Source organism: Chloroflexota bacterium (assembly GCA_038040195.1).
GTDB lineage: Bacteria > Chloroflexota > Limnocylindria > QHBO01 > QHBO01 > DASTEQ01.
In genome coordinates this window covers 1-14,744 of the sequence record JBBPIR010000010.1, presented here as the reverse complement: position 1 = coordinate 14,744, position 14,744 = coordinate 1, and the positions used below count along the sequence as shown (strand labels likewise).

The 14,744-nt window shown below is 70.6% G+C and carries 13 protein-coding genes; 2 read left to right on the top strand and 11 right to left on the bottom strand.

The annotated features are described in order from the left end of the window. Nucleotides 1-21: 21 nt before the first annotated feature. Nucleotides 22-1,182: an alanine--glyoxylate aminotransferase family protein gene (locus AABM41_09020; GenBank protein ID MEK6192448.1), complete on the top strand. Its 1,161-nt coding sequence runs from the start codon at nucleotides 22-24 to the stop codon at nucleotides 1,180-1,182. 4 nt (nucleotides 1,183-1,186) lie between these two features. Here AABM41_09020 and AABM41_09015 read toward each other — a convergent pair whose 3' ends face one another. The 7 genes from AABM41_09015 to AABM41_08985 all read right to left on the bottom strand — a co-directional run bounded on the left by AABM41_09015 (nucleotide 1,187) and on the right by AABM41_08985 (nucleotide 9,873). After that, the gene (locus tag AABM41_09015) at nucleotides 1,187-3,487 is read right to left on the bottom strand and encodes a transglutaminaseTgpA domain-containing protein (protein ID MEK6192447.1); all 2,301 of its coding nucleotides are present in this window, start codon (nucleotides 3,485-3,487) and stop codon (nucleotides 1,187-1,189) included. Further along, complete coding sequence (locus AABM41_09010; protein ID MEK6192446.1) at nucleotides 3,480-4,718, bottom strand: DUF58 domain-containing protein; 1,239 nt, start codon at nucleotides 4,716-4,718, stop codon at nucleotides 3,480-3,482. Before AABM41_09010 ends, AABM41_09015 begins: the two co-directional genes overlap by 8 nt. Before the next feature lie 28 nt (nucleotides 4,719-4,746). Beyond that, nucleotides 4,747-5,703, bottom strand: a complete 957-nt coding sequence (locus AABM41_09005; protein MEK6192445.1) for a MoxR family ATPase — start codon at nucleotides 5,701-5,703, stop codon at nucleotides 4,747-4,749. A 61-nt stretch (nucleotides 5,704-5,764) separates the two neighbouring features. Continuing rightward, entirely contained in the window at nucleotides 5,765-7,297 is a 1,533-nt protein-coding gene (locus AABM41_09000) for a penicillin-binding transpeptidase domain-containing protein (GenBank protein MEK6192444.1), read from the bottom strand. Next, nucleotides 7,294-8,664 (bottom strand): FtsW/RodA/SpoVE family cell cycle protein, encoded by a 1,371-nt coding sequence (locus AABM41_08995; GenBank protein MEK6192443.1) that lies wholly within the window; start codon nucleotides 8,662-8,664, stop codon nucleotides 7,294-7,296. The genes AABM41_09000 and AABM41_08995 overlap by 4 nt, the downstream gene beginning before the upstream one ends. Before the next feature lie 2 nt (nucleotides 8,665-8,666). Next, nucleotides 8,667-9,110, bottom strand: coding sequence for an FHA domain-containing protein (locus AABM41_08990; protein MEK6192442.1), 444 nt, complete (start codon nucleotides 9,108-9,110; stop codon nucleotides 8,667-8,669). A gap of 13 nt (nucleotides 9,111-9,123) precedes the next feature. After that, complete coding sequence (locus AABM41_08985) at nucleotides 9,124-9,873, bottom strand: DUF3662 and FHA domain-containing protein (protein MEK6192441.1); 750 nt, start codon at nucleotides 9,871-9,873, stop codon at nucleotides 9,124-9,126. Between the two features lie 119 nt (nucleotides 9,874-9,992). Here AABM41_08985 and AABM41_08980 point away from each other — a divergent pair, with 119 nt between their 5' ends. Then, entirely contained in the window at nucleotides 9,993-11,012 is a 1,020-nt protein-coding gene (locus tag AABM41_08980) for a hypothetical protein (GenBank protein MEK6192440.1), read from the top strand. On the opposite strand, the gene AABM41_08975 is transcribed toward AABM41_08980, so the two are convergent. The 4 genes from AABM41_08975 to AABM41_08960 form a co-directional block, all read right to left on the bottom strand. Further along, a complete protein-coding gene (locus tag AABM41_08975) occupies nucleotides 11,013-11,357 on the bottom strand; it encodes an FmdB family zinc ribbon protein (GenBank protein ID MEK6192439.1) in 345 nt (114 codons plus the stop codon). A 67-nt stretch (nucleotides 11,358-11,424) separates the two neighbouring features. After that, nucleotides 11,425-12,633, bottom strand: a complete 1,209-nt coding sequence (locus AABM41_08970; protein MEK6192438.1) for an AAA family ATPase — start codon at nucleotides 12,631-12,633, stop codon at nucleotides 11,425-11,427. 83 nt (nucleotides 12,634-12,716) lie between these two features. Next, nucleotides 12,717-13,442, bottom strand: a complete 726-nt coding sequence (locus AABM41_08965) for a hypothetical protein (GenBank protein MEK6192437.1) — start codon at nucleotides 13,440-13,442, stop codon at nucleotides 12,717-12,719. Nucleotides 13,443-13,476: 34 nt separating this feature from the next. Beyond that, nucleotides 13,477-14,744 (bottom strand): class I tRNA ligase family protein (locus tag AABM41_08960; GenBank protein MEK6192436.1); only part of this gene is annotated, 1,268 nt, incomplete at its 5' end.

The window sequence follows — 14,744 nt, the reverse complement described above, 5'->3', positions numbered from 1 at the left end:
GTGCGTCGCTATCATGCCCGGATGGAGCAGAACCTCCGTGTTCCGGGCCCCACGCCCCTCCCCCGCGCCGTTCGCCATGCGCAGGCCGGTCCGATGATCAACCACCGCGGACCGGAGTTCGCGGAGCTCCTGCGCGAGACCACGACCGGGCTGGGACGCCTGATCGGCACCGGTGGCGAGGTGTTCCTGCTCACCGGCTCGGGGACGGGGGCCCTGGAGGCGGCGGTGGTGAACACGCTGTCGCCCGGCGACCGTGTGCTGGGCGTCTCGATCGGAGCCTTCGGCGACCGGTTCGCGCAGATCGCCGAGATCTTCGGTGCCGACGTGGACCGGCTCGACTTCGACTGGGGCAGCGCCGCGGATCCGGATCGGCTGGCGGCGCACCTGGCCGGCTCGGAACCGTATCGCGCGGTGCTGCTGACGCACAACGAGACCTCGACCGGGGTGACGAACCCGCTGCGCGAGCTGGTCGCGACGGTACGCGCCGCGCCCGGAGAGGCGCTGGTCCTGGTGGACGGTATCAGCGGCCTGGGCGCCCTGCCGTTCGAGATGGACGAGTGGGGCGTGGACCTCGTGGTCAGCGCGTCGCAAAAGGCCTTCATGGCGTCGCCGGGAATCGCCATCGCCGCCGTCGGCGAGCGCGCCCGAGCGGCGGAGGCCGAGGCCCGCATGCCGCGCTTCTATTGGGACCTCGGGGAGGCCCGCCGCTGGGCGGAGAAGGGCCAAACGCCGTGGACTCCGGCCGTCAGCGTCTTGTACGGGCTGCGGGTGGGCGTCGCCAACCTCGAAGCCGAGGGCCGCGAGCAGACCTGGGCCCGCCATGCGGCCGTCGCGGCCGGGGCCGCCGCCGGTCTCGAGGCACTCGCCTTCACCCTCGTCGCCGCGCCGGAGTACCGGTCGGCGACCGTGACCGCCGCCTGGCTGCCGGACGGCCTGGACTGGGGCGAGTTCGGCTCGGCGCTCCGAAGCCGCGGCCTGGTCCTGGCCGGCGGCCAGGGCAAATGGACCGGGCGGATCCTGCGCATCGGCCACATGGGCGACGTCGCCTGGGGGGAGATCGACGCCGCCCTGACCGTGATGGCCGAAGCCCTGGAGGCCATGGGCCGGCCGGCGGACCCGTCTGCGGCCCGCGATGCCGGGCGGGCGGCCTACGACGCCCGGGCCGGCGTGGGAGTCACCTAGCCGGTCAGGCGCGGCGCCCGAGCAGCGCGGCCACCCGGCGGCGGACCGCCAATCCGGCCAGCGGGAAGCGCAGCGTATCCCAGGCCCGCTCAATCGCCTCGATCGCGCGCTCGCTCATGGAGCGGCCGGAATAGGCAGACCACACCTTCCCCTCCGCGATGGTGCGGATCTCGCCGGCCCGGCTCGGCAGCTCGGCTTCCAGCCAGCCGGCGTACTCGTAGAACGTCTCCGCCGGTCGGCGTCCAATCCCCGCCCGCTGAGCGGCCAGGTTCAATCGCGCCCAGCCCCGGTCGCCGGGGGACAGGAAGCGGAAGCGCCGGCGGGCAGAGAACCAGCGCCACGCCCCGATCAGGACTGCCCCCCCGGCCAGGGCCAGGAAGATCCAGCCGTTGTTGGCTCGCGCCTCCTCGGTCGGCGAGGTTTGGCCGGCCTGGAAACCGCCCGGGATGGGCACGAAGCTGGCGGTGGGAAGGATCTTGGTCGGCGAGTCGATGCCGGGCGCGAACGGGCCCTGGAAGTCCACGCCTCGCCCGCTGGGGATGGGACGCGCGCCGGCGGGGTCACCGCTGCGCCGGTTGAACTTGGGATCGATGGACTTGGTGGCCTCGAAGATCTGCCACCCATAGCCGGGGAAGTACAGCTCGGCCCAGGCGTGGGCGTTCCGGGCCGTGACCTCGTAGGCCCCATCCTCCACCAGCACACCGGGCGCGTAGCCAACCGCCAGGCGGGCGGGAATGCCCAGGCTGCGGGCCATCATGACCATGGTCGAGGCGTAATAGGTGCAGAACCCACGCTGGCTCTGGAACAGGAAGTAGTCCACCAGGTCTAGACTCGGGTCGGAGGGCGGCGTCACTGACGTGTCGTAGGCGAATGCTGGGTTCGTTCGCAGGAAGGTGGCAATCGCCTTGGCCTGGTGGTACGGGTCTGTGGCGCCGGCCGCGATGTCCTGCGCCAGGACGCGCGTCTGCTCGGTGATGCCGTCGGTGCCGAGGTACAGAGCCAGGACTTCCTCTTCATAATCGGTCGAGGCCGCCGCCAGCTGGGCTTCGGTCACCTCGGAGATGGTGGCGGTGATGTCGTACGACTGATCCGGGCTCAGGGCGCCGGCCGCCTCCAGACCGCCCATGAATGGCAGCCCGCCCGGCTCGGTGACGACCACCGGCGCAAACAGGCGCACCGGGAAACCCGGCGTGAAGAGATCGCGCCCCTGCGGGCGAACGATCTGGACGGTGACCGTCTCCAGCTGGAATCCCTCGGCCACCAGGGGTCGGTCGGGGGTCCAGTCAGGGAACACATCCTGCTCGGCGCCGACCGAGCGTGGTCGCCCATCGGTCCGCGCCCAGCCGCGCCCCGTATAGTGGTCATAGGTGACTGCCGCCAGGTAATAGGGTCGCTCGGCGAACAGGGTCAGGACAGGGTCGTCGCTCGTGCTCCACACGCCGCCCACGGTCATGCGCGGGCCGAAGCCGGCCGTCACCGGGCGGGCGTTGCTGCTGTTCAGACCCTGGAAGAATCCACTCGCCTCATCGGCGAGGTCGAGCCAGACCTGGTCCAGGCTGCGCACGGCCGCGGTCAGTGGCGCCGCCACCGCCACCGACGTCAGCACGAAGGCCAGGCCGATGGCCGCGAACGTGAACACGACGCCGCTGCGCATGATCGAAGCCGGCACGTCGAGGTTCTCGCTCACCCGGCGCTGCTGCCAGCCGGACCGCCGCTCGACGAGTGCGGCCCGCAGCCAGAGCAACATCGCGGCCATGGCAAACAGGATCAGGAGGCCGAACAGGTCGCGGACCGTGGCAACCAGGTTGATCACCAGGAATGCGCCGATCAGCAGGATGGCGTCCAGGACGTGGTGGCGGCGGTACACCGCGAACGCGGCCGTGTAGGCGGTGACCCACATCAGCGCCCCAATGGCCAGGGCCAGGACGACCGCCGACTGAATGCTCCCGAAGCGGTACGCAGTCACCGCCGCATCGATGCCGGTTCCGCGCATGGCATCCAGGCGCCCGAGCTGGTCGAGCTCCGGGAAGTACTCCCCACCAACGGTCCACAGCACGATCGCTGCCCCGGAAACCGCCGCCAGGGGGATCGTGACGGACACTGACAGGCGGCTGGTGCCGAGGCCCAGTCCCCCGATCAGGGCCCAGATCGCGACCGGTGGCAGGAAGTCGAGCTGATCGAGCCAGCCTGCAGACTGCACCGCCCAGCACAGGCTGAGCAGCATGACCCCCAGCAGGGCGACGCTCAGCCAGCCCTCGCGCGGGCCCCGCAGCGTCCGCCGAACCTCGACCGGTTCGTCAAGCACGGACGCGCTCCCGAGTGACCAGCACCCGTGCCGGGTCATCGCCGGCGCGCAGAACGACGTGGGCAAATCCGTACTCGCTCAGCGCGTGGCGGACGGCGTTCAGCTCGCGGGGACCCGAGCTCGCGGTTGGGGAGTCGGCGGCGGCGAACGAGTCGAGGTCAACCAGCACCGCAATCGCCCCCACTCCCCGTCGCGCCAGGCTGGAGAGCGGGCGCACCCACTCCCGCCGCGTGGAGCCGGTCACGATGCACACGGTCATCCCCCGCCGGAACTGGGGCAGGCTGGCGGCCACCACCTCGGCCAGGGGCTGGAGACCGTCGGCCTGGACGTTGGCCAGCAGATGGAGGATCTTCTGCTCCACCCGCGACCCGCGGTCCGGCGTCAGGACCTGGGCCCGACGGGCGGAGGCGGTCAGCCCCACGGACCGGTTGTCGGCCAGGGTCCGGACCGCGATCGACGCCGCGACGCTGACCGCAAGTTCGACCGACGAGCCGTCCCCGGTTCCCACGTGTGCCGCGCGCTCGAGGTCCAGCAGCATCCACAGATCGGCCGCCTGCTCCGGATCGAACTCTTTGACCTGGAGCTCGCCGTGGCGGACGCTGCTGAGCCAGTGGATGCGGTTGATCGCGTCGCCCGGCGCGTACGGGCGGATGGTCGCCGCCAGGGGCGAAGCCGTCTCCCGGCGGCGACGGGCAGACGACGTCCCCTCGATGGGAGCGGGCGGGAGGCGCCAGTGGGGCAGCTCGAAGAGCTTCGGAAAGACCACCACCGTGGTGGGCCGGCCCACCACCATCTCCGACGTGAACAGCCCGAATGGGTCCCCGGTGCGGACCTTCACCGGACCGATGCGATACGTCCCGCGGCGGGTCAGCGAGACCTTGGACAGCCACTGGCGGCTGGACTCGGCCCGGACCCCGATCACCCGACCCGGGAGGCCGATCGGGAGCGTTGAGTCATTGGTGACCTCAAGCCAGGGCTTGCTCCAGCCCGCGTCGTTGTCGATGCGATACACCGCGTGCAGGACCTCTCCGACCTGGGCTCGCGGGTTCAGCACGTGATAGCCCGCGCGGACGCCGCCCAGCCCGCGCCGCGCGTACCACCAGGAACCGATGATCAGGGCGCCGGCGAGGTAGACAAGAAAGAACAGGACGCTGATACCGGTGCTGAAGGCCGCCACCACGAGGACGGTGGCGATGAAGATCACCGGCAGCCGGCGCCCGATCTGACCCATCGCGGTCCGGGTCTGCGGCGAGGCCGGCCTAGGCCGGCGTGCCGGCCTCAGACGGCTCGGCGATGGGCACCGTGGAGAGCACCTCGCGCACGATGGCGTCGTTGTCGACCTCGCGCAGCGAGGCCTGGCTGCGCACGATCAGCCGGTGGCCGAGCACCGGGACCGCGAGCTGCTTGACGTCGTCGGGGATGACGTAGTCCCGTCCGTTGACGGCGGCCAGTGCCTGCGCCGCCTTGTACAGGTGGAGCGACCCGCGCGGCGACGCCCCGAGGTACACGTCGGCGTGCTCGCGGGTAGCGCCCACCAGCCGAACGATGTAGTCGGCCACGCCCTGATCGACGTAGATCTCCTTCACGCCGACCTGCATCTGGCGCAGCTCATCCAGGGGCAGGACCTGCTGGACCGACTCGATCGGGTGCAGGCGTTTCTGCTCGTCGAGGATGACGAGCTCCTCCATCGGCTTCGGATACCCGAGCCGGATGCGCAGCAGGAAGCGGTCGAGCTGGGCCTCGGGCAGGGCGAACGTGCCCTCGTACTCGATCGGGTTCTGGGTGGCGATGACCAGGAACGGCCTCTGCATCGGGTAGCTCACGCCATCGATCGTGGCCTGCCGCTCCTCCATGCATTCGAGCAGCGCGCTCTGGGTCTTGGGCGTGGCTCGGTTGATCTCGTCGGCCAGGACGACCTGGGCCATGATCGGCCCGGGGCGGAACTCGAAATCCTGGGTCTTCTGGTTGAAGATCGACAGCCCCGTGACGTCCGAGGGCAGGAGGTCCGGGGTGAATTGGATACGACGGAACGTGCATCCCACACTGCGGCTCAGGGCCTTGGCGAGCATCGTCTTGCCGACCCCGGGCACGTCCTCGATCAGGATGTGGCCTTCGCACAGGAGCGCCACCAGGGCCAGCCGGACCTCAGCGTGCTTACCGACGATGACCCGCTCGATGTTGCCGATGGTCCGCTCTGCCGGTTCCTGGACGTTCAAGGCGCACTCCTGGTGGCGAGGTTCGGTCGCCTGACAATACCCCAGCCGGCGGTCACGCGGTTCAGGAGCCGATGAGCCGGAGCCACTCCGCCATGACCCGCCCGCCGATGGGCGCCGCCGTCGCGGATCCGGGGCCGGCGCCCTCCACGATGACCGCAAGGGCGATGCTGGGCGCGGCGCCCGGCTGGGCGGCCGCGAAACCGATGAACCACGAGTGGGGCGGAAGGTCGCCGCCCCGCTGGGCCGTGCCGGTCTTGCCGGCGGTCTGGACCCCGCCGATCCCGTAGATCGCCACGTTCGCGGCACCCGCGTATGGGACGCCCAGCGGCCCATGGACCGCGTCGACCATCACGGCTCGCACCGCCTCGGCGGTTTGGGGGCTGACCACCGTCCGCCGGCCCGGGCTGCTGTAGGTGGCCGTGATCTGGCCCGGGGTTCCCGATGGATCCGGGGCCTGGACCTCGCGCACGACGAACGGGTCCAGCATCACGCCCTGGTTGGCGATGGTGGCCGCCACCAGCGCCATCTGGAGCGGCGTCGCCGTCACGCGCGCCTGCCCGAACGCGGCCGACGCCAGCTCGGCGTCATCCACGAAGCTCTCGCATCCATCCTCGGTGAGAGCAGTCACCGAGGACGCGGAGACCGGCAGGGCGTGATCCGCCGGGCCAACCCGCAGGTCCTCGCAGAAACCGAAGGCCGAGGCACCGGCGAGGTAGGGACCCTGGCCCAGCTCCAGCCCGACGTGGGCGAAATAGATGTTGCTCGAGATCTGCATCGCCGGTGAAAGGTCCCACAGGGCGGGCTGGACGCCGGCAAGGTCGTGCTCGGTGATCGTGAAACCGCTCACCACCAGTCCGCTGACCTCCTCCTGGGGCTGGGTGGGGAAGGTCGTCTGCGGGGTGATGGCGCCCGCCTCCAGGGCGGCGGCGGCGGTGACCACCTTCATGATCGAGCCGGGGACGTAGACCCCGTTGCGGGCGCGATCCACGAATGGCGCCCCGGGATCTTGCTGGAGCGCGCTCCACGGCCCCTCGGCGTCCAGAGGGTCGCCGCTGATCGCGCTGGCGTCGAAGGTCGGGCTGGAGGTCATGGCCAGTACCGCCCCGGTTGTCGGGTCGAGCGCGACGACGGCCCCCACGCTTCCCGCCAGCTGGGCGGCGGCGAAGGACTGCAGCCGCGCGTCGACGGTGAGCATCAGGTCGTGAGGTTGCGGCGGCCGCTGCAGGACGTCATTGACCACGTCGTGCAGCGGATTCGGGTCGCGCAGCCCAATCAGCAGCTCGTCCCAGGCGCGTTCGATGCCCGAGGTGCCGTATCGGAACGAGGCATACCCGACCAGGTGGGTCGAGGCAGGATCGGCGTACGCCCGACGGGCGATGCCGTCCACGACGGTGGTAGAGGCCATCACGGTCCCGTTGGTGTCGAAGATCGTGCCGCGCGGCTCGCTCCGATGGGCGGCGATGAGTGCGGGGTTGTCCGGCCGAGCCTCGAGCGGCGAGGCCAGCACGACCTGCCACCACGACATGGCCAGGGCCAGCACGGCGAAGCCGGCCAGCATCGCCGTTCCCAGGCGTGGCAGGTGTCGCGCGATCATCCGGGGCGCCCTTCCGGCTCCGCTGATTCCCCGAATTCAGCCGATTCCGCCCGGTCTGCCTCGATCGACCGATGGCTGATGGACAGCAGCAGCCCGACCACCACGAAGCTGGCGAGCAGGCTGGAGCCGCCGTAGCTGACGAAGGGCAACGTGATCCCCGTCAGCGGCACGACCTTGAGGTTGCCGCCGATGATGATCAGGCTCTGGAGCACAAGGCCGGCCGCCAGCCCGGTGGCCAGCATGGTGCTGAAGTCGTCGCGGGCCAAGACCGCGATCCGCAGGCCGCGGGTCATGATCACTGCCACCAGCCCCAGCATCGCGACCCCACCCAGCAGGCCTAGCTCCTCGCCAATCGCGGCAAAGATCATGTCGGTGTGAACGGCGGGGATTGGCAGGCGGCCGTCTACCTGGGGCAGGCCCTGGCCCAGACCCTCACCCAGCAGCCCGCCACGCGCGAACGCGTAGATGGCCTGCACGGCCTGGTAGCCGGTACCGTTCGGATCGGCCCATGGGTCGATCCAGGTGTCAATCCGCTCTTGGACATGCGGGAACAGCAGGTAGGCAACACCGGCTCCGACCACGAACAGCACCGCGCCGAACAGCACGTATGTGCGCCGCCCGGTGGCCACGAATAGCATGGTCAGAAATACGCCGAAGAACAGGAGCGCGGTGCCCAGGTCGCGGCTGACGACGACCACCAGCATCACCGCCGCGAACACCACCAGCATGGGGGCCAGGTACGGGATGGGCGGCAGGGCAACCGGGCCGAGTCGCAGGCTGGCCCCGGCCAGCACCGCCCGATTCTCCGCCAGGTAGCCCGCGAGGAAGACAACGAGCATGACCTTGATCGCTTCCGAGGGCTGGAAGCCGAAGGGGCCGATCACGATCCACAGCCGCGCCCCGTTGACTTCGGCTCCGAACAGCAGCGTGACCACCAGCAGAACCGCGGCCAGGAGGCCCCAGCTGTACTTGTAGTGGCGCAGGAATCCGTCGTCGCGGACCCCGATCGCCACCACCAACATGGCGGCCAGGCCGATCCCGAACCAGACCAACTGGGTGCCCACCATCCCCAGGTTGAAAGCCGGGTTGCCGGCCAGGTCCTGCGGCAGGCGGTTCAGCATGACGATCCCCAGCGCCCCCATGGCCGCCACGGCGGGCAGGAGCAGCTCGTCGCCGCGGTGCCCCGACCAGGCCAGGACCAGGTGGGCGCCCAGCATGAGGCCGACGAACACGATGGCCACGGCCAGCGGCCCGGGCTCGGCCAGTCCTGACTGCGCGATGTGCGTGACGACGACTCCCAACGGGACGAGCAGCAGGACCGGGATCAGGAGCCCGAGCTCAATGCGACGGGCGGCCAGGCGGTACACCCTCAGCGCTCGAGGCGGAACCGGACGCGGCCCACCACCAGCTCGTCCCCGTATGACAGGGCCACCGGGCGCTGGATGCGGTGGCCGTTGACCCACGTCCCGTTCGTGCTGCGCCGGTCCTCGACGTACCAGGCCCGACCCCGGAAGGTGAGCGCGGCGTGGGTGCCGCTGGCGAATTCGTCATCGAGGTAGATCGTGCTGTTCAGGTCGCGGCCCAGGGTGGTGATGGGCCCGATCTGCAGGACGCGCCCGACCGACGGCTCCTCCCCCGGCGATTCGAGGACCACCAGGCGGCCCATGCCCGTCCGCGTTGCGGCCGCGGTGGCCTCGGCCTGGCGCAGATCGGCCCGCAGGGCGCGCGCGAAGCGGTACAGGATGACGAACAGGAGGGCAAGGAACCCGAGCTGCAGCGCGAGGAGAAGCAGCCGCAGGAGCTCGTTGGTCACGGGGCGAGGAACGTCATCCGCGCAGCCGGAACTCGACGCTGGTGCTGCCGATCCGGATCCGGTCCCCGTCCGCCAGCGCAATCTCCTCCACCGGCCGGCCGTTGACGGCGGAGCCGTTTCGGCTCTGCAGGTCGACGAAGCCGTACGCGCCGTGCTGGAGCTTCAGCTGACAGTGATGGCGGCTCACCTGCGGGTCGTCCAGGATGACGTCGTTGTCGGCCGCGCGGCCGATCGCGATCAGCGCGCCACCGAGGTCGAATCGGGCCGGCGCGGCGCCATCGGTCTGCACTACCAGGAACGCGCGGGACGCCGAGTCCGGCTCGGGCACCGCATGGCCGGGTCGGGCCAGCACGCTCGTGTTGGTCGGGTCAGGAGTCGCCGCCGCTGGCGTGTCGGACTCCTCGTCGGCCACCGCGGCTGCCACCCGCACTTCGCCGCGCGGCACCATCGGATCCGGGCGCAGGACCACCCGCGGGCGTGCCACCAGCCGGTACCCGAGGCGTCGGGCGCGGGTCAGCGCGTCGTGGGCGAGGTCATCCTCCAGTGATCCGTGGTAGGCGTCGAATGGCGCGTAATCGGCCGGGTTGAGGTGCAGGGCGTATCGGTTCGGGACGATCACGCCGCCCTCGCTGAACCGCTTGTTGGTGTCCATCGCGCGCTCGATCCGCTTGGCGAGTGTCACCGGTTGGGGTGGTGCCGCTCCGAGCCGACCAGCGGGCGCCTCAACGAGCCGCTCGAGGAAGTCCTCGAGGCGCCGGAACATGCCCACGGCCAGCGATGCTAGCACGGGGTACCAACGGCGCCGATCGCGGTACTTTGGCCCGATCGGGTCATCGGGCAGGTCGTGGCTATACTGGCGGCCCGTGCGAGACGGGCATACCGATGACGACTGAGATCCTCACCGAATCGTTCTGCGAGCGCTGCGGCACGCGCTATGAATTCGGCGCGCCCGAGCCGCTGTCGACCGGGCGGAAAACGCGCGGCCTGGTGAGCGGTCTGCGGGCGTTCATCATGAGCACCGACACCCTGTCGGACTCGATCAACGACGCCATGCGGGCCGAGGAGGAAACGCTCGCGGCGGTCCAGATCGAGGCGTTCCAGCAGGCCTTCAACTTCTGCCTCGACTGCCGGCGCTACACCTGCGTCAATTGCTGGAACGATGACGCAGGGCGCTGCCGCTCCTGCGTGCCGCTGGTCGGCGTCGACGATATCGCTGGATTCGACCAGCGGATTGCGGGCCTGCCGGTCATGGCCGCGCCAGCGGACGGCGCCGCTCTGCTGACGAGTGCGGAGGCGCTCACGTGGCCGGCTGTCGACAGCATCGCGCCTGCGGAGGGGGCCATCGACGGCGAACTGGTCGAGGTGGAACCAGACGAGGTGGAACCCGACGTTGTCGAGGTCGCGGAAGAGGTCGTCCCCGAGCCGGTCGTCGCCGAGGAGCCCGAGCCCGAGCCGGTCGTCGCCGAGGAGCCCGAGCCCGAGGTCCCGGCCGAGCCGGAGGTCCCAGCCACGACCCCGCCACCCGTCAGCACCCCACGGCGCGACCTGCGCGACACGTTCCTGCGCGGGCCAATCACGCCTCCGGTGGCAGCGTCGACGGAAGAGGTGCCCGAGAGCCTCGCCGCGCGACGCAGCCAGCTCGACAGCCTGGGGATCGACGACCCGGGCGAGGGAACGGTGTCGGTCGGCCAGCGTACGGCGATGCCCTATCGGTCGAGCGGTGCAGGATCGGCGGCCGGCGGCAGCGCCGCCTTGGCCGCGGTCTGGGATGCATCAACCCGGGCCCTCATGGAAGGCGCCCAGCGCGCATCGCTCCGCCCGTGCGGATCGTGCGGCCTGACCGTCTCCTCCACGGCGCGATTCTGCCGCCGCTGCGGCACCCCCCAGACCCTCAGCGCCTGATCATTCCTTCGGGGTGCCACCGGTTGAACCGGCCGGCTCCGAGTCTCCGCCCCCGCTCGAACTTCCCCCCTCGGCCGACCCTCCCCCCTCGGCCGGACTTCCCTTCTCGGCCGGACTTCCCTTCTCGGCCGGACTTGCCGCGGAGTCGCGGCTGGCGGTCTCTTGAGCCGAGCGCGAATCGGTGACGTAGAAGCCGCTGCCCCGGAAGATCACCCCGGTCGGGTGCAGGACCCGCTGCATCGGCCCTCGGCAGCGCTCACAGACCTCCGGCCCGTCCTCCAGGATGGAGTGGATGATTTCGATCGTGTGGCCGCAGTCGCGGCAGCGGTAGTCGTAGGTCGGCACCGAGCGCGATGATCGCAGGGGCGGGCGGTGGGAGCAACGCCGCAGCGCGGCGCGGATCAGCTGAGGGTCAGGCTCCGGCTCGGAGCAGGGACGCGACCGACCAGCGACGCCGTTCCGGCTGAACGGCCGGGCCGGCCTCTTCGGTCCCGGCCACGATGCGCGCCAGGCGATGGAGGTCGGCCGTGATCTTCTCGCGCGGGAAGCGCAGGACCAGCGGCTGGCCCTCGTTGGCCGCCATCACCGCGGTCACCCCAGCCGACACGATGGTCGCCATGACGGGGCGGCCCAGGGCGCTCTCCATGTCACGAATCTTGACCCCGTGGTTGGCGCGGTTGGCGACCACCTTGATCGCGTCGTCGATCCCGAGCTCGTATGCCAGCTGGATGAACTGGGCGCTGTTGCGGAGCGGCCCGACTTCGGGGGTGACGGTGAGGAGGATCTCGTTGGCGACCGACAGCATGGCCACCGTCCGGTCGTCATAGCCGGGATGGGTGTCCACGATGATCAGGTCGTAGTGCTGCCGGGCCCAGCGCACGGCCGCGATGAGGAGATCGGGGCCGATGCGCTCCGCGTCGGCCGGCTCGAAGCCCCAGGTCAGCACGTCCAGCCCGCTGGGCTCGTGATTCACGACCAGGGACTGGAAGGCCTCGTCATTCCAGTGCTCGGGGGGACTCTCGGCCAGGTCTGCCAGGCCGCGGCGGGCCGGCACGTCGATGACCGCGGTCACGTTGCCCACGCCGGCATCCGCGTCGAGGAGCAGGACGCGCTGGCGAGTCTGCATACGCAGTGCGACGGCCAGGTTCACCGCCACCGTGGTCTTGCCCACCCCACCCTTGGGCGCGAAGATCGCGATCACCCGGGCATTGGCGGGGTCGTGCCCGCCGATTTCGGGGGTGTCACGATCGACGCTGGGGGCCGATGCGGAGCCGGAGCGAATGAGCAGGGCCTGGAGTCGATAGACCAGCGCGTCAGGCATGATCGGCTTCACGACGAACTCGTCGCCGACCTGCCACAGATTGTCCAGCTCGCCCGCTTCGTCCCCCAGCAGGATCAAGGCTGGAACCGGATGGGCCTCGTTCAGGCGCCGATGGATGCGCCGCACCGTGCTGGGCGACAGGTCGGCGTCGATGACCGCCATCTCGGGCGTGCGTCCCTCGACCACGGCCGCCTCGAAGTCTTCCTCGCTGCCGATGACCTCGAATCCGGCGCGTGCGAGTGCGCCGGCGATGGCGGCGGCATCGTCGTGCGCGGCGACCAGGACTCGGGGTCGTTCCATCGGTGCCCTTTGGTGCGGTGACTTGGGGCACCAGTGTCCACGCCCGGGTCAGGTGCGGGCAATGGGCCGAATGTACCGATGCCCTAGGGGTTCCCGCCGAGGCGCATCCCGCACTTGGGGCAGTAGAAGGCGCCCGTGCCGCGGGCGTCGAAGCCACAGTGGCCGCAGATCTTGCCCTCGCCGGCATCACGGCTCAGCGGGACGTCGGCGGTGCCCACCGCCAAGCCGGAGGCCAGGACCTGCTGCTGCAGGTTGCTCAGCAGGCGGTGCGCGTTTCGCTCGGTGTCTCCCCGCTGGCCCTTGCCGCCCCAGCCGACCACGGCCCGCACCACCAGCTCGCCGGTCAGGTCGTCGAAGTGGCTGGCCAGGCCGCCCGTGATGGCGTCGAAGGTGGGGTACCCGGATGTATCGGCCTCCCCGAGCAGCAGGCCGCAGACGAGGGTGTCGATGGTCATGTCCACGGCTTCGGTCTGCTCGAGCACGAACAGGGCGTGGCGGGTGACGGGGCTGGCCTGGCGGCGGGCCACGATCCACTGCTCGAGGTCCGACAGGCGCTCGATCACCGGTGCGGCGGACGCGAGCTCGAGCGGCAATGGAGACACCACCTCGATGCCATCCATGGTCAACGGTTCCACGATCCGCGGCAGGGATTGAATGACCTTGGGTCCGGGGGTGAGCCGAATCGTGTCGCCGCTGCGGGCCAGGTAGGCCAGCGCCACCGCGTACTGGCGGCCGCCGACCGCCGCGAAGGCGGGCGTCGGCTGGCTGTCTGGCTCGGGCTCTGGCTTGCGGCGGCGCAGAAATCCCACGCGAATCCCCTGCTGCGTTTGGGTCGGGGCGATTCTACCCCGACCCGGCCGACTCGCCGATCTGGCGCAGCCGTTCCTCGATCTCCGCCAAACGCTGCCGCTCCCGCGCGACGACGGCCGCCGGGGCTCGGGCGACGAAGTTCGGATCGCCGAGCAGGGCCTCGAGCCGCGCCTGGCTACGACGCAGCTCGGCGGCACGGGAGGCGCTCCGGTCGTCGCCGGTCGTAACCGCCTGCAGCCAGATGGCCCCCAGCGCGGTGGCTGTCCGGTCGGCGGCCGCGGCAGATGCATCGGGGGCGAGGATCTCGCACCGAACGCGGGCCAACGGCTCGATGTAGCGGCGGCCGGCCTCCGCGGCCTCGGCGGCGGCCGCGTCAGTGGGGACGAGGCGCAGCGGAACGATGGCGCCGGCAGGGATGCCGGCCTCGGTCCGCAGGTTGCGTGCCGCCCGGACCACTTCCGCCATCGAGGTGAAGGCAGCCTCGGCGGCGCGGTCTCGACGAGCGGGGGCCGGCCAGCTGGCGGTGAGCAGCAGCGGACTCGCGGTCGCCGCCGGATGCGCGGCTCCCAGCGCGGCCCAGACCTCCTCGGTGACGAACGGCATCACCGGATGCAGCAGCCGCAGGATGTCGGCCAGGACCTCGGCGCCTGTCGTCCACACCCGGAGGGTGGTCGCCGGCGAGGCGTCCGGATCGCGGAGCTCGATCTTCGCCATCTCCAGATACCAGTCGCAGTAGTCGTTCCAGGCGAAGTCGCTCACCGCGGCCGCGTAGCCGCCCAGGTCATATCGGTCCAGGCGCCGAACGGCCTCGGCAGTGGTCGCCGCCAGGCGCGAGCGGATCCAGCGCTCGGCCAGGGACTCGGGCGCGGGGACGGCGGATCCGTCCGGGGCCGGCGGCAGTTGGCTGCCCAGGACGAAGCGCGCCGCATTCCACAGCTTGTTGGCGAAGTTGCGCGCCCCCTCGAGCTTGGACATCGTCAGCCGTTGGTCGCTGCCCGGCGAGGTGCCGATCGTCAGCGCCAGGCGGAGGGCATCGGCTCCGATCTCGTCGATGAGCTCGACCGGATCGGTCACGTTGCCCTTGGTCTTGCTCATCTTGACCCCGCCCTCCGCCCGTACCAGGCCGTGGAGGTAGACGGTGTGGAACGGCTCGACGTCGGTCAGGAACAGGCCGAGCATCATCATCCGGGCCACCCAGAAGAAGAGGATGTCGTACCCGGTCTCCATCACCGAGGTCGGGTAGAAACGCCGCATGTCCGGCGTGTCGTCCGGCCAGCCCAGGGTCGAGAACGGCCACAGCC

What these genes read in the sequence shown, in the direction of transcription:
- AABM41_08970 (MEK6192438.1), bottom strand. Translation starts at nt 12,633, where the DNA reads ATGGAACGACCCCGAGTCCTGGTCGCCGCGCACGACGATGCCGCCGCC.
- AABM41_09000 (MEK6192444.1), bottom strand. Translation starts at nt 7,297, where the DNA reads ATGATCGCGCGACACCTGCCACGCCTGGGAACGGCGATGCTGGCCGGC.
- AABM41_08980 (MEK6192440.1), top strand. Translation starts at nt 9,993, where the DNA reads ATGACGACTGAGATCCTCACCGAATCGTTCTGCGAGCGCTGCGGCACG.
- AABM41_09020 (MEK6192448.1), top strand. Translation starts at nt 22, where the DNA reads ATGGAGCAGAACCTCCGTGTTCCGGGCCCCACGCCCCTCCCCCGCGCC.
- AABM41_09010 (MEK6192446.1), bottom strand. Translation starts at nt 4,718, where the DNA reads ATGGGTCAGATCGGGCGCCGGCTGCCGGTGATCTTCATCGCCACCGTC.
- AABM41_08985 (MEK6192441.1), bottom strand. Translation starts at nt 9,873, where the DNA reads ATGTTCCGGCGCCTCGAGGACTTCCTCGAGCGGCTCGTTGAGGCGCCC.